The sequence below is a fragment of the Bradyrhizobium sp. 1200_D9_N1_1 genome (assembly GCF_052075915.1).
Taxonomy (GTDB): domain Bacteria; phylum Pseudomonadota; class Alphaproteobacteria; order Rhizobiales; family Xanthobacteraceae; genus Bradyrhizobium; species Bradyrhizobium diazoefficiens.
This window is the reverse complement of record NZ_CP197226.1, coordinates 5,292,033-5,317,990: the sequence shown is the minus strand read 5'-3', so window position 1 is coordinate 5,317,990 and position 25,958 is coordinate 5,292,033. Positions and strand designations below refer to the sequence as shown.

Below are 25,958 nucleotides of genomic sequence, written 5' to 3'. Positions count from 1 at the left end.
CGGAGGTTTTACCCCGCTGCCGGTGGTCGGCGGCGCGGGGCGGTTTCCACCCGGTCCTTGATATCCACCTTGAACCTTATGGCCTGTAGCGGGCTGATGACCGCGGTTCTCGGGTTTGTAGCCCTCTTGCAAATTTTGCGGGCCACCCGGCTTCTTGTTATTTGACATCAATTTGCTCCTTTGAAGGGTGCCAGATTTCGACGAATTTGATTTCTCGGCCGGGGATCAGGATCCCCACTCGTTCCGGGCGTTCTTTCCACCCCTGTTCGGCCTCCCAATCCCATTCTTCCTCGAGATAGAGATCGCGCTCACCGCCATCAGACGATGAAAAAGAATTCGTGCCGTAATAGCCCGCGACCGTTCGTTCGTCTGTCAGGGTTACCATGACGAAGCAGCCGCTTTTCAGGTTCGAAAAGCACCAATCCCAAGCCGTCGGGACCACATGAACCAGCGAGAGGTCGAACCGAGCAGCAATTCTCGCGAAGTAATGCCTTTGTGCTGCTACGCCGAGAGCAATGCCGAAAACCGCCGGGCCGACGATCGTTAGTGCAATCCAAGCGGCGTCTCGATAGAGGCGGTAGTGAATCGTATCTATCAGCGGATGGATAAGAACGATGAACACGGAATAGTAGATCGTCGACAAAACAACGATCTCGAAAATATTGTCCTTGGCAGAGGGAATTCGACCGGTCAGAAATTGTGCGCGAACGTAAGTTGCTATGATGCCTGGGACGACGAACGCAAAGAACAGCTGTAAACTGAAGACGTCTTTCAAATCACCCACGGGATTTCTTCGCTGCTATTCGTTGAGGTCAGTATCGTGGCGACTCGGTCGTCGCACCCGCGAAAATAATGACGATCGGGTCATATCGAATTTAGGTTGTCAAGACCGCGGCCGCTTTTCCCAAACGAGTCCAACAGCCCTCCGATCATCGGCATAGGGACGCTGCAAGGCCTCCTGCATGGTCTCCGGCTGACCGACGATGACGACCTGCTGGCGAGCGCGCGTGACCGCAGTGTAGAGCCAGGACGGATCGAGCAACCGGCTCGGCGGCAGGGCGACGATGACGTGGTCCGCTTCCGAGCCCTGGGCACGATGGCATGTGAGGGCGTAGCCGAGCGATAAGTCGACCAGGTCCTCGGCGGGGAAGACGTGCTCGTCTCCGTCGAAGATGGCTGTGATCTGCTGTTCCGTCCGGTCGATCCGCTGCACGGTACCCATGGAGCCGTTGAACAGGCCTCGCTTGTAGCAATTGCGCCGATGGACGATTGGCTCACCAGGCGAGAACAGGTCGCCCAGCGGCCCCCGAAGCTCCTGCAGGTCTTTCCTGCGCAGATATTCGTCGTGCAGGCGACGGTTGAGGCCGGCGACACCGCACGGGCCATCGTTGATCGGTGTGACGATCATGACGTCACGACCGTCACGCAGTTCATCCCAGATCGAGACAACCTTCTCGGCGATCTCGTCGCGTCCCGACGCGCAGGCAAGCATGACGCCGGCATGAGGTCCGACATAAGCGCTGAGCCGAGGCATCTCACGCCGTCTGATCTGAGCTGCGATACCCGGAATGGACGTGGTCACGGCCTGGCGGTGCACCGTGGTGAGCGTGGAGGTAACGGCAGGATCCTCGACGAACCGGTGAAACAACAGCCCGAATCCAACGGGAGGAAGTTGCCGTTCATCGCCGACGAGCAGGAGCCGGGCGCCTTGCGGCATCCGGCGGAGCAGTCCGTACAGCGACGGCAGGTCCACCATCGAGGCTTCATCGAGGATGACCAGCGTGTCGGGAGTCAACTGCGCCAGCTCGCGCAGCTTGGTCTCCAGCTCCGCCCGCTCGGTCTGATCAAGTTCGCTGGCGAGCTGACTCTCGACCGCCTCTCGCTCATCCAACTCGCGGAGCGTCCGGAAGATGGTGCGTGCGAGCCGCCCGGTCGACCGGGACAGCCGCAGGGCAGCCTTGCCGGCCAAAGCCGCCAGCAGCAACTGGCCGCCGGCCCGCTCCCAGAGGTCGCAGATCGTCCGGGTGACGAAGGTCTTGCCGGTGCCGGCACCGCCACGGAGGCACGAGAAACCGGCATACAGGCTCCTACGGACGGCCTCGGCCTGATCCAGGGCGCATCCCGGCGCCCGGAGGAGCCCGGAAGGCGAGGCGATGACCGCCTTCCGCTCGATCGCAAGCTCGAGTGCGCGGTCCAACGCTCGGGAAGAGAGTGACCCGCCGAGCTTGCCGGCGAGCCGCTCGCGGAAATCGTCCCGCGCGATCGCGGTCGAACCGGAACCGACCAGGTCCTTCACTACGGCATCCGCAGCGCCCACGAGACGATGAGGATGGTTTACGGGATCGGCTTCACCTGTCTCGTTCAGGAGCCGCAGGCCGAGGCCATCGACGCGCTTCCAATTGAGCAGCGGGACGAGGCAATAGGGGTTTGCCTGCAGCGCGCGCGGAGCGGCGGCGCCGAGCAGCGTGTGCACACGGCGGGCTAGTGCCAACTCGGTCACGCCCACGGCCGCGAGCCATTCGACCAGCCTGGCTTCGCCGGCCATGGCTTTCCAGGCGGAAACGAGCGCGGCGGCGAGCCGCGGGCCCAGTATAGGGCGGCCCGGGTCCATCACCGCCGCGAGGGCCGCGACGTCGCCGGTGTCGAGTGCTTCGGGCAGGCGGTCCTCGAAATGCTGCCACAGCCTGCGGGCGCGCGCCGGCCCGATGCCGGCGACGCAGCTCGCGAGATAGTCGACCATCAGCTTGCCGCTGGGCAGGGCGCGCACCGCGCGGCTGGCTGAGATCTGCGGTCCCCACTGGGTGTCGGAGAGGTCGCCTTCCACGGACCAGAGCTCACCGACCGAGGGCATGCCCAGCATGGCCGCGTTTGCGGCCTTCACCCGGACGGAAGAACCGTCGGCCAGGCGGCCGGCGAAGATCGTGCCGAAGTCACGCCGCGAGACGATGCTGTCGATCACGATGTCGGTCATGCTGGGGCTCTGAACACGAGGCCCGTCTCCTCGATTAGCTCGAGGCGAGCCTTCAGCCGCGCGTTCTCGTCGCGCAGTGAGACGACCAGAGCCTCGCGCTCGGCGAGCGCCTTGCGCAGCTCAGAGATCGTATCCGCATCCCGGCCGAGCCGCTTGCGGACGCCGGCGTCGGCAACGTCGTCAAGCAGGCGTGAGCCGATCGGCTTCACGCCTTGCACGTGGGCGAGGGCGTTCACGGGACCTGCGAGCTCTGGCTTACGGAAAAAGTGCTGCTCGAGAGTCTCGCGGAGACCGAGATCACGTACGAGCTGGCGCACATTGACCTTGCCTTCCGGCGTGAGGGGCAGGGTGGGTGCACGATCAGCCTTAGGCTGCGCGGACCAGGCGAGCTCAAGCCGCTCGAGGTGGGGCTCGAGCTTTTCGAGGATCGACGGCACCACCGAGCGGGGATTCACTTCCGCTGCTCCGGTTTCAAGGAAACGACTGTCTTGCCGGCGAGCTGTTTCAGAAGCTCGGTGTTTCTCTTCTCCAACTCGCCGATTTTACGGGTGGCATCCGCCAGCTCGGCCATGACGCGGGTGAGCTGAAGCTCGGCTTCGTGATAGTTCTGCCTGATCTCGTCGATCTGCTTGTTCGCCACCTTGACGCGCGAGTTGACCTCGCGCCGGACGGAGGGCGCGCCGGAGGCGATCTGACCTTTGACGCGTTTGATCCAGGCATTCACCTCGTACTTGAGCGCCTCGATCTTCGGCGTTTTCTTCTGGAGATAGGCCGGGCTCTTGCCGGCCCGACGCAGCAGTTCGTCAACGGTGAGCTTACCTTCGTTGTAGGGATAGATGCCGTCGTTGGCGTCGATTTCACCCTCGATCTTCCCCATCATCTCCTCGAGCGAGATTTTGCTCTCGAGATGCTTTTCCTTTGCATACGCAGCACCTGCCTGCGCGATCCTGCGCTGGCCAACGCGCCTGTCCGTGCTCATCGGCCAGCCTCCCAGATGCTTTGAATTTCGGGATGATCGTTGAGCACGCGCGAACGGACGTCGTCCCAGCGCTCAAGGTTAGCCAGGATCTGCCCGTCGAGATTGGCGACAACCATATCGTTGTCAGCACGTTCGCGCTCGATAATGAGCGCTCGCAGCGTTTCCTCGCAGCCCTGTTTCGCGCGCGTGGTTTCCAGGCGATGCTCGCAAGTAGTGCGGCAGGCGCCGGGATCCGGGGCACCCCGCTCCCTAGTGCAAGGTCCAGCCTGGCCGAGCCCCTTGGTGCAGATGACGCCGGGGCGGACCATCAACCAATACCGTCCGTTGAAAGTGAGCACCTCGGCGGTTTCGCGCAGCGTCGCGGTCTCGAACACTTCTTCGCCGCGGCGCATGCCGGCTGCGGCTAGTCCCGCCTGCAGGGGCATGGCGGCAGGGCCACCGGCCTCGCCTTCGATGGTTTCGGCCAGAGCCTCTTCCGCCATGACGAAGGAGGTCTCTTTGGCAACCTTCATTGCATCCTCGATGATGCGCGGATCGGACAGCATATAGCGCAAGGTCATTTCGAGATCGCGGTGGCCGAACAGGTCGAGCAGGACCTGCGGCGCACCGACTACCGAAAGGGCGACCAGGCGGGCGACGGTGTGCCGCCAGCGGTGCACATGGGCACGGTCTCTGCCGGTGAGCCCGGACAGTCCGAGGTGATCTACGGCCTGGACGAAAGGTTCGGTGAGATTGAGCAGCCGTTTGCCGAGCTTCTCGCCGTCGCCGAGAATGACCCAGAGGTGTGATTGCCCGGCAGGGCGAACGACGCGGCAGATCTTCTGCTGCAGCTCAATTGCCCGTACGGCCGCCGGATGCAATGGCCAGTCCCGCTTCTTGCCGCCGATCTGATCGACGAGCTTGAAGGTGACGGAGTGAAGACGATCGTCCGAGCCCTGGTTTTCGTTATCTTCCGCGGCCGCGAGCTCGCTCGCACGAGCTCCGGTGCAGAAGTCGATCATCCCGAAGTTCATCGCCTGTAGCGTGCTGACCATGCGGTTGATGTCGCGCGCGCTACGTGGCGGCCACTGGTTTGAACGTCCATCGCGATGGTCCACCTCGAACGGAAGCTGTGTGATCGGCTGGTTCTTTGCATCGATCCAGCGGACGCGCTCGATGGCGGATCGCCGCAAGGCGATCACCGACGGATGAGCCGACGAGCGACCCTGCGCAGCCTCACTGGCTGCGATTTGGCGCAGTTCGGCCCAAAGTGGGATCAACTGGTCGGCCAGGCTGTTCTGGACCCAGAGCGATCGACGAATGAATTCGGTGACGAAGCTGTCCGAGAACGGCTGCCAGCTACGCTGCTCTGTCTTTTCGACAGGTGCAGGGGCGGTCCGGCCATGCCGATTCCGCTCGATCGTCGGGCCATCGTGCCCATCCGCGAACTCGCCGTCGGCATAGAGACGTGGCCAATCAGAGATGCGGCCGCGTATTCCGGCGTCAACGAGAATGCGGAAGAGGGCCCGCATAGCGTCTCGCCCCTTCTTCCTCGGCGCCAGGGCGGGAAGCACCTCCTGGAGGATGTTGGTAATGGTGAAACCACCAAAAACCGAGCCATCCTCCGTCGGAAGGTTGGTGAATTGCCACTCCGCAAGTCGCAGGAGCAGATTGGCGCTATCGATCCAAGGCCCCGGCTTATATTTTCTGACACCGGTATCGGTCATCCGGGGAAGCCAGAGTGCCAACAGCGCACGGCGGATTGCCTCGTCGCGCCGCTCGGCCGCGGAAGGATCGGCCGGCACGCCAGCATCGGATGGACAAACTGTCCGCTTTGACAGCCGGCTCACGGCCGTAGGTGGCACCCAATTCTCCGGGACGACGAGCTCCTCATCTCCGAGTCGACAGCCCTCAAAGATCTCGTGTTCACGCAATTCGCCCCACGGCTTTGCCGCGAGCTCGGAGAAGTTTCCGAGCGTCGGAAGGGTCTTGTTACGCCATTCAAGGGCGCGCTCCGCAGGATCAATAGATCGGGTACGTGTCATGCGCCTTGACCTCTCCCGTCTGGAGCTTGTGAGACCATTCCCGGATGGTGGCGGCGACCTCGGTTTGATCGAAGCTCTTGAGCGTCTCCTCGATCGAGGCGAGTTCGTCCTCCAAGCTCGATCCGCTCCACGCGGCGTATGGAATGGTGCGCTGAATGTGGATTAGCTCGGCACACGCGCGGGCGAGGGGGCCGAGGCTCTCCCTGAACACGACGCCATGCTGGCAGCCGGTGCAGCGCTGCACTCGGCAGAGGGCACCGGTCTTGTGATCAGGCGCGATCTGTCGCGGCGGATTGGTCGGATCGAGGCATCCGAGGCCAAGTCGGGTCCGCTGCCTGAAATCCTGAAGCCGACGCTCCTGCTCGGCGGTGATGGTCCCGTTGGCGACCAACAGGCGCAGCCGCGTGGGATCGACCACGCCGCCGGTAGAGATTTCAGCGAAGACAGTATCCTGCACCTTTCGGACCTGTTTCTCGCTGAACTCTCGATATCGCCTGGATTTCAGGTAGTGCCTGAGCGTGCGTATATTTGCGTGCTGGCTGGCAAGTTGGGTGAGCAAGACGTGATAGCCCGATTGGACATAGGCGTAACCTATCCAAGCGTCCCGCGCGTCGGAGGTCCCGATCTTCTCGAGCGAGGGATAGCGCTCGAGGAGTCCGTGGGTGGCGACGACAGTGCGGGCAATGGGGCCGAGGTGAGCGGAGTCGGCATGACCAAATGCTGACACCTCGCCGATCTTGTTGACCGTGTGGTAAAGCCACGGGCTTCGCACCAACGCCTCAAGCTCGGCGATCTTCCCGGATTTTGCGACCGTAGGCGAGAGGGCATAGTCGTTACGAGCAAGATCCAACCGATAGCTGAGGGTGGCGCGCAACACCTTCGTGCGTTCGATCATATATCGAACGATCCGGTAGGGATGCCATTCGGGCTTCATCATGGACAGCGTGAACTGATGGCGGTCGGCGCGCGCCTTGAAGGCGTGAATGACCGCAAACTGATCGCTGTGAGGATGTGCCTGGGACCAGGCATCGTCTTCACTGACGTCCAATCCGAGCGCGGTCGAGAGATTCCAGCCGGTGCCGAGCAGAAAGAGCCAAAGGAAGACCGCAGTGTCCTGATAGCTCGGGTAGAACCAGCGGAGAGCGCCGACGATGCCTTCACGGCCTCGTTCGCTCATGTTTGGTGCTAAATAAGTGGGACCTTTCCAGCCACTCTGGGCCAACCCACGATAAGCACCGTGAATCTTGAACTCTCGCTTGTCGTGAAGGCGCTCCCGCGTCAACTCATTCACTATCCAAGCACGGTTTTCGGGCAAGGCCCATTCCCGAACGAGGGTTGTGTCCCCGCGGGGGCTGGTGCCACGAGACGCGAGGTCCTCGCCCTCTTTGAACATCCGCTTGATGCATCGTGCCTCGTGCTTGAACGCATTAAAGAGATGGCGAATCGCTTCCTTATCGACCGGCTCCGCAGTGGACACAGAATCGGTCTGTCGCGCCGGCCAGAACAAAGGCGGCAGGCCACGAAAGCGGCGCAAAGCATCTAGAGTCGTCTTGCACCGGCTGTACAGTTTCGATGTCTCACTCGCGAGCCATTCCAGCATCATGGGGCCTTGAGCGTCGGTCACGTCCCCAACACAGTTTATCTCGACGCCGTGCTTGACCTCGACTGCGTCGAAGAACCTGAAGAGAGTACGCACGACGTGTCGCATACTCCTGGACGCCTCGGGTGCTGGCCGCTGGAGCTGAAACAGTTCGGCGATCTCCATCGCGAACAACGGACGGCCACGGAAATCTCCGGCCCAAGCGTGCTTGGATCTCGCCGGAACATGTTCCAGGTTTCCGCCGACCGAGAATTCGCTCAGGTCGACGTCGTATACGACGCCGCTTTGAGCCTTGATGGTCAGCTTCAGCAGCCCAGCGTTGAAGGGGACAACGTTCATACTGTTTACGTCTCCTCATCGTCCGCCAGAAAGCGGTGCCAGCCATTGGCCATCACCGCGAGACCGACCGCGGTGGCGAGCCATTTGAGATAGATTTGCGTGGTGGTCTCGTCGACGTGGCCGAACTGCCGCTGTAACATCTTCAGCCACTCGGTCCCGCGGTTGTGGACCCAGTTCACCCCCATGCCAGCAACAGTCGATTTGTGTGCGCGCGCCTCCGCTTCGAGCGCGTAGAGGACAAAGAAGCAGGCGAAGGCGTGGCGGCCCTTGTGAGGAGACCAGACTTTCGGCCGCGGTAAAACGTTGGCGAAGCACCTCTGGATCGTGTGCCTTCTGATTGGTGTGCCGGCGTGTTCGCCGGCGTCGGAGACGAAGAGCTTGTCGGTGCGTTTTCCCGTCCGTTTGTAAAATGCAAAGACGTACTTGTTACGGGGACCATCGATCCAGGTGCGGACCGCTCTCGCAAAATCCAAAGGAACGCGGATAGTCCTCGGGCGCCCCCCTTTGGTGCCGTGCTCGAGAAGCATCGGCACGAACACGTCGCCACGATATGCCGCCTCTTCGATGTCTTCGGCCGACGGCCAAGAGGATACTCGCAAGGCTTCCGCCTCGCCGAGCCGTGCACCGGTCTCAAGAATGAAGCGGCAGGTGATGTTTTTTGCGTAGCCACGACGATTTCGCACCGCAGCGAGCCACTTGCGAACCTCATCCGGCGCCGGGAGCTTGAACGCCTCGACCTGGCTTTCAGGTCGGGCTTCCTTCAGCCGTCCAGACCTGACGGTTGTCGTGCGCATGTTGCCGCCGATCAGCTTACGCTGAACCGCATATTTCACGGTGAACTCAGCCCGCAACCCTCGCTGCGCGGACCACGTTAGGAAGTGCGTAGCATCGTCAGCTCGAGCGTTTGACGTGTTGCACGCCAAAGAGTCGCCCGCAGCTGACCACTCTCCGGAGTCCTGGGCGTCTTGATATACGAGAACATCGTTGTAGGTAGCGGTCTGCCAAGCGATGTTCCGCGACTCACACCACCGGATCCAGTTGCCTAGATTGTCGGCCATGGTTTTGAGCGTTCGAGGGCGAGGGCGATCACCAAAGCCCCCAGAGGGCCGCCAGTCCAATTCCGCGCGCTCGCGAAGATAGCGGTTATATTCCCGGCAATAACGCTGACGGCTGTCGAAGATTACCGGCACGTGGGCAACGGACGCGAAGCCGAGTTTCGCGATCCTGTCAGCGTTCGGTTGGAAAACCTTGACCATGCCGCATTGGCGGCCGGCACCGCGCGCCCTGGGAGGGCGCGTGTTGGACCTGGTGCGCTTCGGAATCGGACGGTGTGCGCCTCGGGCTGAGGCTCCATCACAATTGATCTGAAACGCTCCGGTCTTTGCCGGATCCGCGCCCCCTGTACTTGAACCTGGTCGCAACATCACGCCCAAACCTCAACCAGAAGTTAGCGTTCCTCGCCGGCATGCCGGCGTGGTAATCGAATCCTTGAAGTCCGCGCGGCTACATCCTCGGTGCCGTGGGGAAGCCGTCTTCCAAAAGATCGTGGAGCGGACCAATGCTCTGAACGTGGTCGTCGACAAATGGCTCGGTCCACCTCTCGTGGACGAGCTTCACTACCGCGGCATTGAGTTCGGCGGACACCTCACGCCGGATCAGCGACATCTCTTCGACATCAAGGGCCATGAAGCGAAGCATGCAGAAGGCCCGCGGCTCGAGGACCGCGACCGCGGCGGCCCGCCCGTTGCGATCGACCAGCATCGAATGCATCACCGGCAGGTCGAGACCCCACTGCACCGCCTCCGCCCCGTACGCCGAATTCTCCGCATATTGGTCGATCAAGCCGCCAAGGGTCGACGCCGTGTAGAGCCGGAGGCTTAGGCCTTCTTCGGTCCGGAGTTCGACCGCCGCTTTGTCGGCGCTGAGCTGGGCGCGCTGCACCTCAATCTTGGCTCGTCTCAGCACTCCTACGAGCTCGTTGATCACGTCCGTCGGGTGTACGCCGGCGACCAGAAGGTCCATGCCGCCGTCGGGCAGCATCTCGCGCGGCAGGAGCGCGGCCATCTCGCATTCGTAAGCGTAGACGGCGGCCTCACCGATGATGGTGACGTGGTCGATCAGTCCGGACATGCCTATGGCGCGCGCCGCAGCGCCGACTTCCTCCGGGGCGCGGGTGAGCCGCAGCGCCCGCGCCATTCTGGTCTGCTCGGCGATTGTCGGCCGCAGGGCCGCGATCTGGCGATCCAGCTCGGCCCGTTCTTTGATGAAACGCTCGTAGATCCCCTCGGTCTCGGGCGACCGGCGGCCGATCGAGGCTGCCTTCTGCTCGCCAGTGAGAGGATCCCGCCGGTACCGGGTCAGGTATTCAAACTTTTTGACCTTCAGCCACTGCATGCCGCCGCCGAACTCCTCCCGCGAGCGGGCGAGCGCGGCAAACTCGAGCGTGGTGGAGCGCATGGTCTCCGCCAGCCGCCGCTGTTCCCTGGTCATCGGGGTATACATTGAGCGATTGTAGCCTGTGGACGGACGGCTTGATTGTGATATAAACTATCACAGTAATCACGAAGAGTCTAGAGTCGGCCCCGATATGGCCGATCCGGAAGGCGCGATGGCGTGCTGTGAGGCGACCGAGCGCGGCCTATCTTTGAGACTTGGAGGCCGGTTTCAGGGAGCGCTGCCGGCCGATCTCGGCGATCGTCTGGCCGGACTTGATCGCGACGAGCTCAAGCAAGTCCTTCGCCGAAGCGCTACCGCGGCATCCGTCGATGAGGCCATCACGATTCCAGTTGGCACCGAAATTGGCCGCTAAGGGGGTGGGTCAGCCGCAGCGAGGTTAGGTTCTTCCAAACAAAAACCCCGCCGGCGACGGCGGGGTTTTTTCTTCTTTAAGTCGGAATACGAAATCGAGGGACCTCACTATCGATACGAAATGCCGAAGGAGGCCCACTCCAAATAAGTCGGAATATCAACTACAGCCGGTGGTCGAACCGCAAGTATCGCACTTCATGCAGGTGCCATTCCGCACCAGCGTGAAGTTGCCGCACTCCGAGCACATCTCGCCTTCGTAGCCCTTGGCCTTGGCTTCCGCGCGGCGCTCGGCCTTGGAGGGCACCAGGGTCTGCGCGGTGCCGGACTTGCTCCACTGGAGGGCTTCGAGCTTCTCCGTCGGAGAGAGGTCGTGGCTCACTTCCTGCTTCAGCGCGACCGCGCCTTCCAGGACGTCGCCGACCCGGGCGCTCGCGCCGTGGGAGGCCAGCGCCGTGACCTTGCTGCCGCCTGATGGCGCGCTGTCGTTGCCTTGCGCGACCGCGGTGGAGCCGCCGCGCATCACGACGAGGTTGTCGGTGCGGGAGCGGGTGAGGCCGCGCGACACGAGCTTGGAGGCGTGGTGGCCCTCGTCCGGCTCCTTGCCTTCCTCGACGCCCTTGCCGAGCGCGTCGAAGTTCGACTCGGTCGGATCGACATGGGCGAGGTCGAAGCGCGACATGTAGCTCACCGCGAGCTCGCGGAAGACGTAGTCGAGGATCGAGGTCGCGTACTTGATGCTGTCGTTGCCCTGCACGGGGCCCGCCGGCTCGAAGCGGGTGAAGGTGAAGGCGTCGACATATTCGTCGAGCGGCACGCCGTACTGGAGGCCCAGCGACACGGCGATGGCGAAGTTGTTGATGAAGGAGCGGAGCGCCGCGCCTTCCTTGTGCATGTCGATGAAGATCTCGCCGAGACGGCCGTCGTCATACTCGCCGGTGCGGAGATAGACCTTGTGCCCGCCGACGACCGCCTTCTGGGTGTAGCCCTTGCGGCGATCCGGCATCTTCTCGCGCTCGCGCATCACGATGATGCGCTCGACCAGCTTCTCGACGATCTTCTCCGAGACCTGGGCGGTGCGCGCCGCCATCGGCTTCTCGTAGAGCGATTCCACCGCATCGTCCTCGTCCTCATCGTCGGCGATGAGCTGCGAGTTGAGCGGCTGGGACAGCTTGGAGCCGTCGCGATAGAGCGCGTTGGCCTTCAGCGCGAGCTTCCACGACAGCATGTAGGCGGACTTGCAGTCCTCCACCGTGGCGTCGTTCGGCATGTTGATGGTCTTGGAGATCGCACCCGAGATGAAGGGCTGCGCCGCCGCCATCATGCGGATGTGGCTCTCGACCGACAGATAGCGCTTGCCGATCTTGCCGCAGGGATTGGCGCAGTCGAACACCGGATAGTGCTCGGCCTTGAGGTGCGGGGCACCTTCCACCGTCATCGCGCCGCAGATGTGGACGTTGGCCGCCTCGATCTCGCGCTTGGTGAAGCCGACGGCCTGGAGCAGGTCGAAGCCGGGGGCTGCGATCGCCTCGGCGCCGATGCCGAGCTGGTCGCGGATGAAGTCCTCGCCAAAGGTCCACTTGTTGAAGGCGAACTTGATGTCGAAGGCGGTCGGCAGGGCCTTCTCGACCTTGGCGATGGCCTCGTCAGTGAAGCCCTTGGCCTTCAGCGTCGAGGCGTTGATGCCGGGCGCGTTGGACAGCGAGCCGTGGCCGACGGCGTAGGCCTCGATCTCCGCGATCTCGCTCTCGCGATAGCCGAGCGCGCGCAGCGCTGCGGGGACCGCGCGGTTGATGATCTTGAAGTAGCCGCCGCCGGCGAGCTTCTTGAATTTCACCAGCGCGAAGTCGGGCTCGATGCCGGTGGTGTCGCAATCCATGACGAGGCCGATCGTGCCGGTCGGCGCGATGACCGTGGTCTGGGCGTTGCGATAGCCGTGCTTCTCGCCGAGCTCGAGCGCCGCATCCCAGGCCGCCTGCGCGTGGCTGACGAGGTCTGCCTGCGGGCAGGAGACGAGGTCGAGCGGCACCGGGTTGACGCTGAGCGCCTCGTAGCCGTTGGACTGGCCGTGGGCGGCGCGGCGGTGGTTGCGGATCACGCGCAGCATGTGCGCGGCGTTCTTCTTGTAGCCGGGGAAGGTGCCGAGCTCGGCGGCGATCTCCGCCGAGGTCTTGTAGGTGATGCCGGTCATCACAGCGGTCAGCGCGCCGCAGAGCGCACGGCCTTCCTTGCTGTCATAGGGCAGGCCCATGGTCATGAGCAGGCCGCCGATGTTGGCGTAGCCGAGGCCGAGCGTGCGGAACTCGTAGGAGAGCTCGGCGATCGCCTTGGACGGGAACTGCGCCATCATCACCGAGATTTCGAGCACGACGGTCCAGAGCCGGCAGAGATGCTCGTAGCCCTCGACGTCGAAATGCTTGGTGGCGACGTTGTAGAAGGTCAGCAGGTTGGCGGAGGCGAGGTTGCACGCCGTGTCGTCCAGGAACATGTATTCCGAGCACGGATTGGAGGCGCGGATGTCGCCGGACGCCTTGCAGGTGTGCCAGTCGTTCATGGTGGTGTTGAAGTGCAGGCCCGGGTCGGCCGACGCCCAGGCGGCGTAGCCGATCTTCTCCCAGAGGTCGCGCGCCTTCAGCGTCTTCGTCACCTTCTTGGAGGTGCGGGCGTTGAGATTCCAGTCGCCGTCCGTTTCCACGGCCCGCAGGAAATCGTCCTTCAGCGAGACCGAGTTGTTGGAGTTCTGGCCGGAGACGGTGAGATAGGCTTCCGAATCCCAGTCGGTGTCGTAGACGTCGAACTGGATGTCCTTGTAGCCCTGCTTGGCGAACTGGATGACGCGCTTGATGTAGTTGTCGGGCACGAGGCTGCGGCGCGCGAGCTTGATCTCGCGGCGGAGGGCAGGGTTCTTCTCGGGGTCGAAGCAGTCGTCGCCCGAACCTTCGCAGTTCACGCAGGCCTTCAGCACCGCCTTGAGGTGCTTCTGGTTGATCTTGGAGCCGGTGACGAGAGCTGCGACCTTCTGCTCCTCCTTCACCTTCCAGTCGATATAGGTCTCGATGTCGGGGTGATCGACGTCGACGACGACCATCTTGGCCGCGCGGCGCGTGGTGCCGCCCGACTTGATCGCGCCGGCGGCGCGGTCGCCGATCTTGAGGAAGCTCATCAGGCCGGACGAGCGGCCGCCGCCGGAGAGCTTCTCGCCTTCGCCGCGCAGGCGCGAGAAGTTGGAGCCGGTGCCGGAGCCGTATTTGAACAGGCGCGCCTCGCGGACCCAGAGGTCCATGATGCCGCCCTCGTTGACGAGGTCGTCACCGACGCCCTGGATGAAGCAGGCGTGCGGCTGCGGATGCTCGTAGGCCGATTTGGACTTGGTCAGCTTGCCGGTGAAGGGGTCGACGTAATAGTGGCCCTGGCCGGGGCCGTCGATGCCATAGGCCCAGTGCAGGCCGGTGTTGAACCATTGCGGCGAGTTCGGCGCGACCATCTGCATGGCGAGCATGTAGCGGAGCTCGTCATAGAAGGCCTGGGCGTCCTCGTCGTTGGTGAAATAGCCGCCCTTCCAGCCCCAATAGGTCCAGCAGCCGGCGAGGCGGTCGAACACCTGCTTGGCGCTGAGCTCGCTGACATAGCGCTCCTTCTCGGGCAGCTGGCTAAGAGCTTCAGTGTCGGGCACGGAGCGCCACAGGAAGGAGGGGACGGATTCCTCCTCGACCTTCTTCAGGCGCGCGGCAACGCCGGCCTTGCGGAAGTATTTCTGGGCGAGGACGTCGGAGGCGACCTGCGACCACTCGGTCGGCACCTCGACATTATCAAGCTTGAACACGACCGAGCCGTCGGGATTGCGAATCTCCGACGTGGTCAGCCGGAAATCGATCCCGGCGTAAGGTGACTGTCCCGTGGTGGTGTGTCGCCGCTCAATCCGCATGGTCTTGCCCCGTCCTTATCTTTGACCGAACCGCCTCCGTTCAGGCAGCCGGGTCGACATTTCGCTTCGCGATTCCTCCCGGGCCGTCCGGCCTTAAGGCTTCGCAGTTCAGCCGGTGGATCCGGCCCAGTTTCTCCCGGCGCGGTTTCTCGATGCGTGCATCGATCACCCGCCGGCATGTCCACACTCATCCGCCCCAACGGGATGCGCGCGACATGCGTTCAACGCCCCACAACGTCACAACTTCTATCGATGCCATCCGAGCCTGTTGCCGGCCCGTTCTGGCGCCCGAAAAGTCCGCTTACCGCGGGCAGACAAGCCCTCATCCCGCTGCCTTTGGCTGGCTTGGCGGAGTGACGATTTGCGAGACCCTTTGGGGGAGTGCCGGCGGGACGCAAACTCACTCGCGCCGAACGGACCGAAAGCTAGGACTCTCCGTTGCGCCCGTCAAGAACTAGTGCGAGTTCCTGAATCAAATACTAAATATGGTGGATTGCGGGGGATAACAGGGGGCAAGCCCGCGCCTGTTGTGGAGGCAAGTATCAGTGAGTCCTCAGGGATTCCCAACTGAAAAAATTTGTGTCCCGTCGTGATCGGAACCCTTCACCCCGCTCTTCACAGGGCAGGTATATTTTTGGCCGGCGGGGTTGCGCCAGCAGGACTCACGTAGCCTTACGGAAGGTGAGGGCAGGCATGCCCGCCGAGGTGGTGGTGGGGGGCGCGAATCCGCGCCAAGCTGACCTCGATTTTGCCGGGTACCCCACATGCTTGATTCGACTCGGCCGGTGCTGCGACCGCGCATCGCCCCGGCCGGCCTGATGTTCCTTGCCATCACCTCGATCGGTTGGGGTTTCAACTGGCCGGTGACGAAATTCCTGCTCGCCGAGCTGCCGCCGCTGACCTTGCGCGGGGTGACCGGCGTGCTCGGGGCTGGTCTGCTGGCCGCGCTCGCCCTGGTCCGTGGCGACAGCCTGAAGGTGGCGCGCGAGATCTGGCCGCGGCTGCTGACCGCCGCCGTCCTCAACGTCACCGGCTGGATGGTGCTGATGGGCCTGGCGCTGCTCTGGCTGCCCGCCAGCGAGGCCGCGCTGATCGCCTACACCATGCCGGTCTGGGCCTCGATCATCGCCTGGCCGGTGCTGGGCGAGCGGCCGACCGTTCTGCGCACGCTGGGGCTGGTGATGGCCTTCGTGGGCCTCGCCTCGATCATGGGCGGCAACGGCATTGCCGCCAGCACGGAGAAGCTGCCAGGCATCATCATGGCGCTGTTCGGCGCGCTCGGCTTTGCCCTGGGCACCGTGTTCTCGAAAAAGTACCCGATCCGCCTGCCGCCGATCACGGCCGCGGCCTGGCAGATCGGGATCGGCTGCCTGCCGATCTCGATAGTCGGTCTGCTGATCGAGACCTCGCATCTGGAGCTGGTGACGCCGGTCGGCTGGTGGCTCCTGGTCTATTCGACCGTGGTGCAGTTCTGCATCGCCTATGTGAGCTGGTTCGCCGCGCTGGCCCGCCTGCCGGCCTCGGTTGCCGCGATCGGGACCATGGCCGTACCGGTCATCGGCGTCGTGGCCTCGGCGATCGCACTGCACGAGCCGCTCGGGCCAGGGCAGATCGCGGCGCTGGTCTTCACGCTCGGTGCCGTGGTGCTGGCGACGCGCTAGATTCTTGTTTGACGCGTTTTCTTTACGCGAACCGGTATCCACTTCGCTTGAAAACGCTTTAGACCGCCATCCCGCCGCCGCCCAGCGCCTTCCGGATCATCTCGGCGAGCTGGTTGCGGCGGTAGGGTTTGGTCAGCAGCAGCACGCCGTCGTCGAGCTTGCCGTGGTGGACGATGGCGTTGTCGGTGTAGCCGGAGGTGTAGAGCACCTTCAGTCCCGGCCGCCGCCTGGCCACTTCCTCGGCGAGCTCGCGCCCGCTCATGCCGCCGGGGATGACGACGTCGGTGAAGAGGAGATCGAAGGCCTGCCCGGCCTCGATCGCCTGCAGCGCGGCGCGGCTGTCGGGCGCGGCAACCGTCTGGTAGCCGAGGCTCTGCAATTGCGCGGTGACGAAGTTGCGCACCAGTGGATCGTCCTCGACCACGAAAATGATCTCGGCACCGCCTTCGGCCTGAGGCGCGACGGTCGCGGCCACTTCCGCCATGCCTTCGCCCGGCGGCAGATAGAGCTTGATCGTGGTGCCGTGGCCTTCCTCGCTGTAGATCTTGATGTGTCCGCCGGACTGCTTGACGAAGCCGTAGACCATGGAGAGGCCGAGGCCACTTCCCTTGCCGACCTCCTTGGTGGTGAAGAACGGCTCGAACGCCTTCTCCTGGATGTCCAGCGGCATGCCGGTGCCGGTGTCGCTGACCGCTAGCATGACGTAGGGGCCGGGCACCACGTCCGCATTGGCCTGCGCATAGGCCCCGTCCAGCACGACGCGGTGGGTCTCCAGCAGCAGCTTGCCGCCGTTCGGCATGGCGTCGCGGGCGTTGATCGCCATGTTGAGCACGGCATTGGTGAGCCGGGACGGATCGATGTGCGCGGTCATCGGCCCCTGTTCCAGCACGGTCTCGATCTGGATCTGCTCGCCGAGGGTGGGGCGCAGGAGTTTTGCGATGTCCGTGATCGCGGCGTTGATCTCGACGTTGCGCGGCTGGAGCGGCTGCCGGCGTGCGAAGGCGAGCAGGTGCTGGATCAGCTCGGCGCAGCGCTCGGCGGCATCGTCGATCAGGCGCGCCACGCGCTGGAGCTGGGGCTGCTCCTTCAGGCTCGCCACCAGCGTCTCGGTATTTCCCGAGATCACCGTCAGCATGTTGTTGAAGTCGTGCGCGACGCCGCCGGTCAGCTTGCCGATCGCATCCAGCTTCTGCGACTGCTGCAATTGCCGCTCGGTCTCGCGCGAGGTGGTCGCATCGTGATAGACCAGCACGGCGCCCGAGATTTCGCCTTGTCCGTCCCGCATCGGACGGCCGCTGATCATGAGGTGGCGCACCTGATTGCCGCTGTGCGGGCGGACGATCATCTCCAGGTCTTCGAACTCCTCGCCGTGCAGCACACGCACGGAAGGCAGCTCCTCGGCCTTCATCGGCGTGACGCCGTCGCCATGAAAGACGTCCGACAGCACCCGCAGACTGCTCAGGTTCATGCCGGTGCGGTGCAGCAGCATGCGCTCCGCGGCCGGATTGGACAGAAGAACGTTGCTGTCGACGTCGATGACCAGCACCGCCTCCGCCATGCTGCGAAAAGTGCTCTGGAGCACGTTGACGGACAGGCGGAGCTCGTCATGCGCGGTGACCAGATGTTCGGTGCGTTCGGCCACCGCCGCCTCGAGTTGCTCCTTGGCGGCGGTGGTCTCCAGCAGCGTGCTCTTGAGCGCGCCCTCGGTGCGCCGGCTCTCGCGCATCACCATCACCACCAGCAGCAGGATCACGAGCGCGCCGGCGACATCGATGCCGAGCAGCACGATGCCGGTGCGACGCGAATCCTGGGAGCGCGCGGCGAGCAATCGTTCTTGCTCTGCGCTCAGACGGTCGAGATTGCCCATCACCGTGTCCATCAGGCCGCGGCCCTCGGCCTTGCCGTTGAGCGCGGCAATGCCGGCCTGGTCATTCATGGCGCGCAGGCGCATCGCCTCGGCAGCGATCTCGACCCGGCGCAGCGCCAGCGGCTCGGTGCCCTCCAGCAGCGTGACCTGATCGGGGTTGTCGCCCACGCCGCGCTTGAGGTCGGCGAGTGCCGGCGCGATCTGGGCATGCACCGCCTGGAATTCGTCGCTGAAGGCCGGGCTGCGATAGATCTCGTAGCCGCGCGCGGCGCTCTCGGCGCGGCGCATCAGGACGCGCAGATCGGAGATCTTCTTCTGGACCTGGACGGTACGGCTGACCCACGCCGAGTCGGACCGCGACTTGACGTCGAGGCCGATCGAGGCGGCGGTGATGATCAGGAGGATTGCAAGTCCAGCACCGAGAATGACGCGCTGCGTTGGAATCAAGGGGCTTCTTTCTTGTCCTTCGGCTGTGCGCTCTCGCCCGCGAGACATTCCCGGATTGTCGTCAGCAGCGCTTCCGGCGTGAACGGCTTGCGCAGGCAACGCGTTGCGCCGAGCTCCAGCGCCATGCGGAGGAAATCGGGAGAGGGCGAGGCCGACGATGCAAAGGCGTAACCGGACATCGCGATCAGCGGGATCGCCGGCGCGCGCTCGTGAAAGATGCGGATGGATTCGAAGCCGCGCATATGCGGCATGAAGATGTCGACCAGCATCACGTGATACGTCTGCGCTTCCAGCGCAGCCAGTCCCGCTTCACCGCCGTCGGCTAGCGTAACGTCGAAGCCCTGACGTTGGAGAAGGACCTCGATGGTCGCGCCGACCATCGGATCGTCATCTACCACGAGAATACGCGGCATGACCTTTCCCAGTAGATCGAAGTCCCCGCATTGGTGATATCCGCGAATCGTGGGTCGGGTCAATTTTGGATTGGATCAGGGTAGATATGCACGGTGCGGTGAATAAAGGTCCGTTTGCGTCGACTTGTACATATCGTCGCGGGAACAGGTGCACGCGCAACTGGTGAAAGCGGAGCACACGCGAAAACGGCGCCGCATCACTGCGACGCCGTTTCTGTCAAGCATTGTAGTTGCGGTTACGGGCAGGGATGACGCAGGCCGTCATAACCGAGATAGGTGCCCGACGCCGGGTCGTAGGAGCGGTAGCGCTGCGCGCAGTAGCCCGCGGAATCGCCGCCGCTGTCGGGAACGACCGCCACCGACGGCTCGTCGTAGTAGCTGTCGTCGCCGTAGTAGTAGGGATCGTTGTAATACCCGCCGCCATAATAGGCGTATGAGCCGAGGCCGCCGATAGCAGCACCTGCCGCGAAACCGGGCCAGAACCCGCCGCGATGATGATGACGCCAGCCGCCGTTCCAATTGCCGCCACCGCCCTGCCAGTTGCTGCCGGCGGCTGCGAAGTTGCGGCCACCGCCACCGCTGAACGACGGAGCAGTGCCGAGGCCGGGACGCGCCACTGCACCAGCCGCAAAATTGCCGCCGCCACCGCCGATCCGTGGACCGGCGCTGAAGCCGCCCCCGCCCATTCGGGCGCCGCCGCCACCGCCGCCGAAGTGAGCGCCGCCGCCACCGCCGAAGTGAGCACCGCCCCCGCCGCCGAAATGGCCACCGCCACGGCCCTGCGCGAAGCTCGGTGTCGCCATCGGAAGGACCAGCGCCAGGGCTGCCGCCGCGCCTAAAACTCTCAGACTGTTCATGTTCAAACTCCTTTTCCAGGGAGCAAACCCCTTGAAAGGGCGAAGGTTCCTGGATTCACGCGGGTGTGCGCGTGTGAAGGGGAGATTTTCACGCGGTCGCTGTACCCGGCATGAACGGATCGCGTCAGCTTTGCGGCGGCGCTGCCGCGCTCCGACGTTCGCGTGGGGCACGGCCGCAGCCGCCGAACTGGACATTTCCGTGACCGGATGGCATCAGGACCCGACGAAGCAGGGCCCTTGCCGCATGAAACAGTTCTTCCTCAAGTTTTTCACCTGGTGGAGTGGCCAGACGTTTGGCACCCAGCTCTGGACCAAGCGATACGGCGAGCTGGTCGGTCAGGACGAGCAGGGCAATCTCTATTATCGCACCCGCGGCGGGGCGATCGACCCGACGCTCGGCTTCGAGCGGCGCTGGGTGATCTATAACGGCTATGCGGAAGCGAGCCGGATCCCGCCGTCCTGGCACGGCTGGATCCATCACGTCGTCGACGTGCCGCCGACGCAGGACAACTACCAGCCGCGCGAGTGGGAAAAGCCGCACCAGCCGAATCTCACGGGCACGGCCAACGCCTACCGCCCCTCGGGCTCGACGCTCGCCGGCGGCAAGCGGCCGAAGGCGACCGGCGACTATCAGCCCTGGACCCCTGGCTAGGCTTCCAGCCTTCGTCGAATCGTCATCTTCGGATTGGATGCAGGCGCATCCGGCTGATCCAGCTGTGGACAACGGGAACAGCGGGGATGCCGGCTGCGCGGCCGTTGTGTTCGCGCCGGCGATGCGGCTCAATGGTCCCATCTTACGGAGATGGGAGACCATCGCGTTCGGTTCGGGCAACAGTTCGCGACTGTCCCGAAATGCAGCGGCCGCCGACCAGGACTCGGTCGGGAGATAGGCCCCCGGTCTGGAAGTTCCGAAATCGCCCGATGAAATGTGCAGCCGCCGTAAGACAGGAAAGGCCGCTTGGGAAACCGAGCGGCCTTTTTCTGTTGGGATGAGTTGCGCGTCCGGGACACGAGACTGATTGCGTGGAATCAGATGACCCGTTCAGCCGCGCGTTTGACCGCCTCGAGGCGGCGGGCCTGATTTGCGGCGCCGCGCTCTCTCAGCAGGGCCAGCACCTCGGCGGGCGCGGTGTCGGGCGAGCCGGACGTGAACGGCGGGGCGGGGTTGTATTCGATCTGGAGCTGGATCGCTTCCGCCGTGGTGCGGTCGACCAGGATCGACACCAGCGTCAGCGCGAAATCGATCCCGGCGGTGACGCCGCCGCCGGTGACGCGGTTGCGGTCGATGCAGACGCGCGTCTTGGTCGGCGTTGCGCCGAACTGGCCGAGCATCTCCATCGCGCTCCAATGGGTGGCGGCGCGGTAGCCCTTGAGCAGGCCGGCGGCGCCGAGCACCAGCGCCCCCGTGCAGACCGAGGTGACGTACCTGGCGCCTTCGGCCTGCCTGCGCAGGAAATCCAGCACCTCTTCGTCATTGAGCAGATCGTTGGTGCCGCCGCCGCCGGGCACGCAGATCACGTCGAGCTGCGGGCAGTCGGCGAATGTCGTGGTGGGCGTCAATGTCAGCACGGAATCGCTCGGCACCGGCTCGATCCGCTTCCAGATCAGATGCAGCTTGGCGCCGGGAACGGCGGAGAACACCTGCAAGGGGCCGGTGAAGTCGAGCTGGGTGACGCGCGGAAACACCAGAAGTCCGATCTGGAGCGGGGACGACATTGGGAGATCCTCCAATCATGGGCTTGACGCGGGCACACTGGCATGATGCCCTTCTGTCCAAAATGGCATAATTCCCTCAATTTCGGACATAACCATGATCGGCATTCTGATCTTCCCGGATTTCCAGTTGCTCGATGCGGCGGGCCCGATCTCGGTGTTCGAGGTCGCAGCACGCTGCGCCGGCAAGCCGCTTGCGCTGCGGGTGCTGGCGATGAATGCGGGGCCGGTGCGCAGCTCCTCGGGCGTCGAGATGATGGCGCGTGATTTCAAATCGGCGAACGCCATCACGACACTCGTCATCGCGGGCGGTGCGGGTGTGGCGGATGCCGCGCGCTGCGAGGTCACGCGTGCCTTCGTGCAGCGGCTGGCGCGGCGCGGCGTTCGGGTCGCCAGCGTCTGCTCGGGCGCCTATGTACTCGCCGAAGCGGGTCTGCTCGACGGACGCCGCGCCACCACGCATTGGGGCCGCACACGCGATTTCGTCGCGCGCTATCCCAAGGTGAAGTTCGAGCCGGACCAGATCTTTACCCGCGACGGCAATGTGTGGACGTCGGCAGGCATCACGGCGGGCATCGACCTCGCGCTGGCGATGGTCACGGAGGACCATGGCGAGGAGATCGCGCAGGCGGCCGCGCGCCAGCTCGTGCTCTATCATCGCCGCAGCGGCGGCCAGTCGCAATTCTCATCGCTGCTGGAGTTGAAGGCGCCGAACGGCCGGTTCGGTGCGCTGTTGTCCTGGGCCCGCGAAAATCTCGACGCGCCGCTCACGGTGGAAGAGCTCGCCGATCGCGCCGGCATGAGTGCGCGGCACTTTGCCCGCGCCTTTGCCGCCGAGACCGGCACGACGCCGTCGAAGGCGATCGAGCGGCTGCGGATCGAGGTCGCGCGCGAGCGCGTGCAATCCTCGCGCGAGGCGATCGAGCTCGTTGCGGAGGCGACCGGATTCCGCGACCCCGAACGGATGCGGCGCGCCTTCATCCGCGCGTTCGGCCAGCCGCCCCAGGCGTTGCGGCGCGCGGCGCGGGCGGGGTAGGTGGTGTGCTCGTAAATGTGCCGCGCGCGTGCGTGATAGCGAGGTCCGCGTTGCCACGAAAGCGGACGTCGACAATGCGCAAAGCGAATGTCCGCCTTCAGATGGGCAGGAGTACGATTTCCGAATACAGCCTGTCGAGCTCGCCGTCGGCGATCAACGGGGAACGGAAGCACGTGATCATCGGGAGCATCATGCCTCGTGGTGGGACCGGAAAGATTCGCGCCTCCGCGACGAGCGCCACCGTTCGCTGCCGGCGCAAGATCGCCAGCTTGACGCGCTCGAGATGCCGCAACAACAGAACCGGCGCACTACAATGCAGAATGTCCGAATAGGGGATTTTGAGCGGCAGAAACCGTGCCAGTCGTCCCAATCGACTTGCTGCAAGACGCTGATCGCGGCGCTTCACCACGAGATAGGCGTAATCAGGCCCGTCGACGACGATGAGCTGCAGGCAATCATACGCCGCGTGATCGTCGAAGATTTGCCTTTGGTGGCTGGTCAGTCTCTCGCGGACCACGGCCGGATCGAAGCTGATCATCGGCCGGGTCGAGCCGAACAAGGTCGCGGCCTGTAGCAATGGCGGTATGGCGATGCGCTGCGAGTCCAGCGGTTTGAAACGCTGTGCGATGAGGGCGGCCCAAGACGACGGCTGTGGAGTGAAGCACGTGTATGTGGCGTTCGCGTCATCCAGCATTGATGCGAGCAGCGCCATGCCCCAGCCGCGGTACTGCGCGCGTACAACCCAAGAGGACAGATTGCAGACGAGGACTGCCTCCTCGTTCACCTGCCGCCGGGCAGCAACTGCCCCAATGAATCCAACCAAGGCGTTGCCGTCGAAAAGCATGAAGCCGCGGGTGTGATCCGACCAGCCATGATCGAACAGACGGCGCCATCTCGTGGCATCGATGCCCGCCCCGCGAAACGATTCCTCAAGAAAGCGGCAGACCGGCTCCACGTCCTCCGGACCGAGGGCACGGACGTGCAGGCCCGACCGGCCAAGCTGCTGGGCCGTCATTGCCTCCGCGCCGGAGAGGACCGCGATCAGGCCTTCGATCGACGGCGCCCGCAGAAAGGCCGAAAGTGGCACCGGATGCCCTGCATAGCTCTCGATCTCCAGGAGCAGGCTGACTATGGCCAGCGAGTCCGCGCCGAGGTCCAGAAGATTATCGGACCAGCCGATGGGAGCCAGGTCCAGCACGCGCTGGCAGATCGCCTGCAGGTCTTTCCGCAGCTGCTCAACGTCTGGGAGCACTCCACAGACCGGGGTCGGCTCCCGAGACACACTGGCGGTCGGAGGCGCTCGCAGAACCGGATGGTTGGCGATGGCCTCAAGGCATTCGGCATTCTGCAGGGCGTCGCGATTCCGTACAGGGCGGCCGTTCACCGCATCCCGCGCTGCGATTTCGGACCGCTTGCCGTTAAAGGTGACAGGAAGCGCGTCGACCTGTGCGATACGCGCCGGCACGAAGGCCGGCGAGCCGCAGCGTGCAAGCTCGGAGCGGATGTGCTTGGCGAGAGCGCTGTCGAGCACCACGCCTTCGCGCAACACGAGCAACAAAACCATGCGTGTGCCGCCTGGCTCGTCTTCCGCTTGTTGCTCGACCGCCATCGCCTCGACGATCCCGCCGACGTCATCGAGGATGCGGTAGATCTCCGCGGTCCCTATGCGGATGCCGCGCACGTTGAGGACGCCGTCTGAACGACCATGCAAGCGCCAGCCCCCATGAGGCGTGGCCTCGATCAGATCGCCATGGGTCCAATAGCCGGGGTTCTGAGCAAAGTAGGCGGCGTGGAAGCGGGTGCCGTCGGCATCGCCGTGAAAGCCGAGGGGCCGCGAGGGGAAGGGGTTGGCGCAGACCAATTCGCCTATCTCCGCCTGCGGATCGTCAGGCGGCGGCAGCGAGCGGACATCGAGGCCGAGGCTGCGGCACTGTGCCTCGCCGCGATGGACCGGCAGATTCGGATTGCCAAGGACGAAGCAGCCGATGATGTCCGTGCCGCCTGAGATCGACTGCAGCGGCATCGACGACTTCACTTTGCTGCTGACCCAGTCGTACTGGCGGGGATAGAGGATCGAGCCGGTCGAGAGCATGGTGCGCAGGGCAGAAAGGTCGAGCACCCGCCCCGGGGAGAAACCCTTCTCCTCGCAGAAGTGCAGATAGGCGGGATTGGTGCCGAACACGGTCACACGTTCCTCGGCAACAATCCGCCAGAACGTGTCCGCCGCTGCGAGCGGCCCGTCGTAGAGGACAATCTCGACGCCGGACGCCAGCGCCGAGAGCTGCCAGTTCCACATCATCCAACCGCAGGAGGTTTGGAAGAACAGCCTGTCGCCGTGGCTGAGATCACAGTGCAACCGGTGCTCCTTCAGATGCTCCAGTAGGGTGCCCCCGGCGCCGTGCTGAATGCATTTTGGCGGGCCCGTGGTGCCCGAAGAGAACATCGTGAACAGCAGATGGTTGAACGGGTGACGAGGCCAGCTTGGCCCAATCTCGCCACCATCATCATCACCGAGCAGATCGGCAAGCCTGTGCAGAGGTGCCGTCCCCTCACCGACGTCCAGCGAGCCATCGTCCAGCGCAATGATCGCCGCGAGGCTCGGCAGGCCGGCCGCCGTTTCGAGGACGCGCTCGGCGACCGGAATTCCCGCATCCCATCGCTCCGCTCGAAGGCAGCCGAAGAGCACCACGGCCTCGAGAGGGGCGAACCGCGCCAGGATCGCGGGCACGCCCATCTCCGGCGCGCAGCTGGCAAAAGTCCCGCCAATCGCGGCGGTCGCCAGACAGGCAATGACCGCCTCGGCATTGTTGCGTGCGATTGCCACGACGTGGTCGCCGCGGCGCACACCGAGCCGCTGCAACGACTTTGCCAATCGATCAACCGCGACGCGCAACGCGCCACGCGTGAACCGGTCGCGGCTGCCGTCAGCGTGGCAGGCTGTCAGGACCGGCTGGCCGGGACTGCCGGCGAGGAGGCACTCGGCGTAGTTGAGACGAAGATCCGGGAAGAAGCGCGCGGTCTCGCAGGCATCGCCGACGCAGACGGGCTCGGCTGCACCGTCCCGCGGCACGTCGGACCACTCAAGGAAGAGACGCCAGAAGCTGTGGAAATCCTCCACCGAGAAGCGGTCCATCGCAGCGTGATCGCTCAGCTGCTGCCCCGTTCGGGCCTCACACCATTGGCCGAAAGCAGTGAGCTGAGAATGTGCGATGCCATGAGCATCGGGACGGAACACGACTTCCTCCAAACCCGCCTCTGGGTGGCACGCGACGACCAAGCCGCAGGCAACGTTGGATAGCGTTCGCATCGCTCGGGGAGAAT

18 protein-coding genes are annotated in these 25,958 nt (G+C 64.2%); 4 read left to right on the top strand and 14 right to left on the bottom strand.

The genetic code is table 11. From position 1 onward, the window contains the following. Positions 1-157: 157 nt before the first annotated feature. From AB5K84_RS25700 to AB5K84_RS25665, 8 genes are all read right to left on the bottom strand, one after another. Entirely contained in the window at positions 158-784 is a 627-nt protein-coding gene (locus tag AB5K84_RS25700) for a DUF6338 family protein (RefSeq protein WP_011087038.1), read from the bottom strand. 99 nt (positions 785-883) lie between these two features. Then, the gene (locus AB5K84_RS25695) at positions 884-2,971 is read right to left on the bottom strand and encodes an AAA family ATPase (protein ID WP_441232693.1); all 2,088 of its coding nucleotides are present in this window, start codon (positions 2,969-2,971) and stop codon (positions 884-886) included. Continuing rightward, positions 2,968-3,426 carry a hypothetical protein gene (locus AB5K84_RS25690; protein WP_011087040.1) on the bottom strand — a complete coding sequence of 153 codons (459 nt, stop codon included), beginning with the start codon at positions 3,424-3,426 and terminating at the stop codon, positions 2,968-2,970. Before AB5K84_RS25690 ends, AB5K84_RS25695 begins: the two co-directional genes overlap by 4 nt. After that, positions 3,423-3,950 (bottom strand): hypothetical protein, encoded by a 528-nt coding sequence (locus AB5K84_RS25685; RefSeq protein ID WP_011087041.1) that lies wholly within the window; start codon positions 3,948-3,950, stop codon positions 3,423-3,425. Before AB5K84_RS25685 ends, AB5K84_RS25690 begins: the two co-directional genes overlap by 4 nt. Continuing rightward, positions 3,947-5,974 carry a tyrosine-type recombinase/integrase gene (locus tag AB5K84_RS25680; protein ID WP_011087042.1) on the bottom strand — a complete coding sequence of 676 codons (2,028 nt, stop codon included), beginning with the start codon at positions 5,972-5,974 and terminating at the stop codon, positions 3,947-3,949. Before AB5K84_RS25680 ends, AB5K84_RS25685 begins: the two co-directional genes overlap by 4 nt. Beyond that, positions 5,952-7,913 (bottom strand): hypothetical protein, encoded by a 1,962-nt coding sequence (locus tag AB5K84_RS25675; protein ID WP_011087043.1) that lies wholly within the window; start codon positions 7,911-7,913, stop codon positions 5,952-5,954. The genes AB5K84_RS25680 and AB5K84_RS25675 overlap by 23 nt, the downstream gene beginning before the upstream one ends. A 5-nt stretch (positions 7,914-7,918) precedes the next feature. Next, positions 7,919-9,169 (bottom strand): site-specific integrase, encoded by a 1,251-nt coding sequence (locus tag AB5K84_RS25670; protein WP_236842248.1) that lies wholly within the window; start codon positions 9,167-9,169, stop codon positions 7,919-7,921. A 247-nt stretch (positions 9,170-9,416) separates the two neighbouring features. Next, on the bottom strand, positions 9,417-10,415 hold the full coding sequence (locus tag AB5K84_RS25665) for a GSU2403 family nucleotidyltransferase fold protein (protein ID WP_011087045.1): 999 nt from the start codon (positions 10,413-10,415) through the stop codon (positions 9,417-9,419). 85 nt (positions 10,416-10,500) lie between these two features. Here AB5K84_RS25665 and AB5K84_RS25660 point away from each other — a divergent pair, with 85 nt between their 5' ends. Then, complete coding sequence (locus AB5K84_RS25660) at positions 10,501-10,722, top strand: hypothetical protein (protein ID WP_162494091.1); 222 nt, start codon at positions 10,501-10,503, stop codon at positions 10,720-10,722. A gap of 156 nt (positions 10,723-10,878) precedes the next feature. Here the strand turns inward: AB5K84_RS25660 and AB5K84_RS25655 are convergent, their stop codons facing one another. Beyond that, entirely contained in the window at positions 10,879-14,643 is a 3,765-nt protein-coding gene (locus AB5K84_RS25655) for a vitamin B12-dependent ribonucleotide reductase (protein WP_011087047.1), read from the bottom strand. A 764-nt stretch (positions 14,644-15,407) separates the two neighbouring features. On the opposite strand from AB5K84_RS25655, the gene AB5K84_RS25650 reads away from it, so the two are divergent. After that, entirely contained in the window at positions 15,408-16,304 is an 897-nt protein-coding gene (locus tag AB5K84_RS25650) for a DMT family transporter (RefSeq protein WP_011087048.1), read from the top strand. 58 nt (positions 16,305-16,362) lie between these two features. On the opposite strand, the gene AB5K84_RS25645 is transcribed toward AB5K84_RS25650, so the two are convergent. The 3 genes from AB5K84_RS25645 to AB5K84_RS25635 form a co-directional block, all read right to left on the bottom strand. Beyond that, positions 16,363-18,618, bottom strand: a complete 2,256-nt coding sequence (locus tag AB5K84_RS25645; RefSeq protein WP_038966842.1) for a CHASE3 domain-containing protein — start codon at positions 18,616-18,618, stop codon at positions 16,363-16,365. Then, entirely contained in the window at positions 18,615-19,031 is a 417-nt protein-coding gene (locus tag AB5K84_RS25640) for a response regulator (protein ID WP_011087050.1), read from the bottom strand. Before AB5K84_RS25640 ends, AB5K84_RS25645 begins: the two co-directional genes overlap by 4 nt. A gap of 236 nt (positions 19,032-19,267) precedes the next feature. Next, positions 19,268-19,888 carry a BA14K family protein gene (locus AB5K84_RS25635; RefSeq protein ID WP_028171220.1) on the bottom strand — a complete coding sequence of 207 codons (621 nt, stop codon included), beginning with the start codon at positions 19,886-19,888 and terminating at the stop codon, positions 19,268-19,270. 244 nt (positions 19,889-20,132) lie between these two features. Between AB5K84_RS25635 and AB5K84_RS25630 the strand changes: the two genes are divergently transcribed. Continuing rightward, the gene (locus AB5K84_RS25630) at positions 20,133-20,540 is read left to right on the top strand and encodes an NADH:ubiquinone oxidoreductase subunit NDUFA12 (RefSeq protein WP_011087052.1); all 408 of its coding nucleotides are present in this window, start codon (positions 20,133-20,135) and stop codon (positions 20,538-20,540) included. A gap of 377 nt (positions 20,541-20,917) precedes the next feature. Here the strand turns inward: AB5K84_RS25630 and AB5K84_RS25625 are convergent, their stop codons facing one another. After that, positions 20,918-21,604: a DJ-1/PfpI family protein gene (locus AB5K84_RS25625; protein WP_011087053.1), complete on the bottom strand. Its 687-nt coding sequence runs from the start codon at positions 21,602-21,604 to the stop codon at positions 20,918-20,920. A 94-nt stretch (positions 21,605-21,698) separates the two neighbouring features. On the opposite strand from AB5K84_RS25625, the gene AB5K84_RS25620 reads away from it, so the two are divergent. After that, positions 21,699-22,637, top strand: a complete 939-nt coding sequence (locus tag AB5K84_RS25620; RefSeq protein WP_011087054.1) for a GlxA family transcriptional regulator — start codon at positions 21,699-21,701, stop codon at positions 22,635-22,637. Positions 22,638-22,734: 97 nt separating this feature from the next. Here the strand turns inward: AB5K84_RS25620 and AB5K84_RS25615 are convergent, their stop codons facing one another. Continuing rightward, positions 22,735-25,872, bottom strand: a complete 3,138-nt coding sequence (locus AB5K84_RS25615; RefSeq protein WP_162494092.1) for an acetoacetate--CoA ligase — start codon at positions 25,870-25,872, stop codon at positions 22,735-22,737. Positions 25,873-25,958: the final 86 nt, after the last annotated feature.